Source organism: Mesorhizobium sp. 1M-11 (assembly GCF_001303895.1).
Lineage (GTDB): Bacteria > Pseudomonadota > Alphaproteobacteria > Rhizobiales > Rhizobiaceae > Mesorhizobium.
In genome coordinates this window covers 1-2,500 of the sequence record NZ_LJSD01000075.1, presented here as the reverse complement: position 1 = coordinate 2,500, position 2,500 = coordinate 1, and the positions used below count along the sequence as shown (strand labels likewise).

Here is a 2,500-nt window from a genome sequence, read left to right as displayed (position 1 = left end):
AGTGTGTCGAGCAAGCTTAAGCCGGTAGGTGTAGGCGCAGCGAAAGCGAGTCTGAACAGGGCGTTCAGTTCGACGCATTAGACCCGAAACCGAGTGATCTAGCCATGAGCAGGTTGAAGGTAGGGTAACACCTACTGGAGGACCGAACCCATAACTGTTGCAATAGTTCGGGATGACTTGTGGCTAGGGGTGAAAGGCCAATCAAACTCGGAAATAGCTGGTTCTCCGCGAAATCTATTTAGGTAGAGCGTCGACCGAATACCCTGGGGGGTAAAGCACTGCATGGGCTAGGGGTCCTCACCGGATTACCAAACCTAAGCAAACTCTGAATACCCAGGAGTACTAGTCGGCAGACACACGGCGGGTGCTAACGTCCGTCGTGAAAAGGGAAACAACCCTGACCTACAGCTAAGGTCCCCAAGTTATGGCTAAGTGGGAAAGGATGTGAGGATCCCAAAACAACCAGGATGTTGGCTTAGAAGCAGCCATCATTTAAAGAAAGCGTAACAGCTCACTGGTCTAAATAAGGGTCTTTGCGCCGAAAATGTAACGGGGCTAAAGCCATACACCGAAGCTTAGGGTTCGTGAGCAATCACGAGCGGTAGCGGAGCGTTCTGTAAGCCAGTGAAGCCGTACCCGTGAGGGACGGTGGAGGTATCAGAAGTGCGAATGCTGACATGAGTAACGTAAGGGGAGTGAGAGACTCCCCCGCCGAAAGACCAAGGGTTCCTGCTTAAAGTTAATCTGAGCAGGGTTAGCCGGCCCCTAAGACGAGGCAGAAATGCGTAGTCGATGGGAACCACGTTAATATTCGTGGGCCTGTGGGTAGTGACGGATCGCACAAGTTGTTCAACCTTATCGGATTGGTTGGGCAGCGGAGCGGTTCCAGGAAATAGCTCCCACTTATAGACCGTACCCGAAACCGACACTGGTGGTCTGGTAGAGTATACCAAGGCGCTTGAGAGAACTATGCTGAAGGAACTCGGCAAATTGCACGCGTAACTTCGGAAGAAGCGTGACCCTTTGCTGCGCAAGCAGTGGAGGGTGGCACAGACCAGGGGGTAGCGACTGTTTATCAAAAACACAGGGCTCTGCGAAGCCGCAAGGCGACGTATAGGGTCTGACGCCTGCCCGGTGCTGGAAGGTTAAGAGGAGGGGTGCAAGCTCTGAATCGAAGCCCCAGTAAACGGCGGCCGTAACTATAACGGTCCTAAGGTAGCGAAATTCCTTGTCGGGTAAGTTCCGACCTGCACGAATGGCGTAACGACTTCCCCGCTGTCTCCAGCATAGACTCAGTGAAATTGAATTCCCCGTGAAGATGCGGGGTTCCTGCGGTTAGACGGAAAGACCCCGTGCACCTTTACTATAGCTTTACATTGGCATTCGTAGTGGCATGTGTAGGATAGGTGGTAGGCTTTGAAGCCAGGGCGCCAGCCTTGGTGGAGCCACCCTTGAAATACCACCCTTATTACTATGGATGTCTAACCGCGGCCCGTTATCCGGGTCCGGGACAATGTATGGTGGGTAGTTTGACTGGGGCGGTCGCCTCCTAAAGAGTAACGGAGGCGCGCGATGGTGGGCTCAGAACGGTCGGAAATCGTTCGCTGAGTGCAATGGCATAAGCCTGCCTGACTGCGAGACTGACAAGTCGAGCAGAGACGAAAGTCGGTCATAGTGATCCGGTGGTCCCGTGTGGAAGGGCCATCGCTCAACGGATAAAAGGTACGCCGGGGATAACAGGCTGATGACCCCCAAGAGTCCATATCGACGGGGTTGTTTGGCACCTCGATGTCGACTCATCGCATCCTGGGGCTGGAGCAGGTCCCAAGGGTATGGCTGTTCGCCATTTAAAGCGGTACGTGAGTTGGGTTCAGAACGTCGTGAGACAGTTCGGTCCCTATCTGCCGTGGGTGTAGGAATATTGAAAGGATCTGTCCCTAGTACGAGAGGACCGGGATGGACGTATCTCTGGTGGACCTGTTGTGGCGCCAGCCGCATAGCAGGGTAGCTATATACGGACGGGATAACCGCTGAAGGCATCTAAGCGGGAAACCCACCTTGAAACGAGTATTCCCTGAGAACCGTGGAAGACGACCACGTTGATAGGCCGGGTGTGGAAGAGCGGCAACGCTTGAAGCTTACCGGTACTAATAGTTCGATCGGCTTGATCGTTCTCATTCCTTATGTCCATCACCAGCGCTCACGCATGAGCGGCCCTAAAGGGCCTATGCTCCGCGAGGGCGCCGGATGACCGGCGACGCGCAGTCGCGCTTGCGGGCAACGCCCGTAGCAAAACTGCAAGACGCCAATGGCACAAATACAGCTTCTCATACGTGCGTTTCGCCGACCTGGTGGTTATGGCGGAGCGGCTGCACCCGATCCCATTCCGAACTCGGCCGTGAAACGCTCCAGCGCCAATGGTACTTCGTCTCAAGACGCGGGAGAGTAGGTCGCTGCCAGGTCTGCCAAACGCACGTAATTCTCTTTATTCTTTTGTCTT

General features: G+C 54.5%; 2 rRNA genes (1 of these 2 cut by a window edge). Both read left to right on the top strand.

The window, feature by feature from the left end:
• Nucleotides 1-2,172: ribosomal RNA gene (locus tag AO692_RS29400) — 23S ribosomal RNA — on the top strand; it begins 628 nt to the left of the window's first position.
• 175 nt (nucleotides 2,173-2,347) lie between these two features.
• Nucleotides 2,348-2,462 (top strand): 5S ribosomal RNA (gene rrf, locus AO692_RS29395).
• Nucleotides 2,463-2,500: the final 38 nt, after the last annotated feature.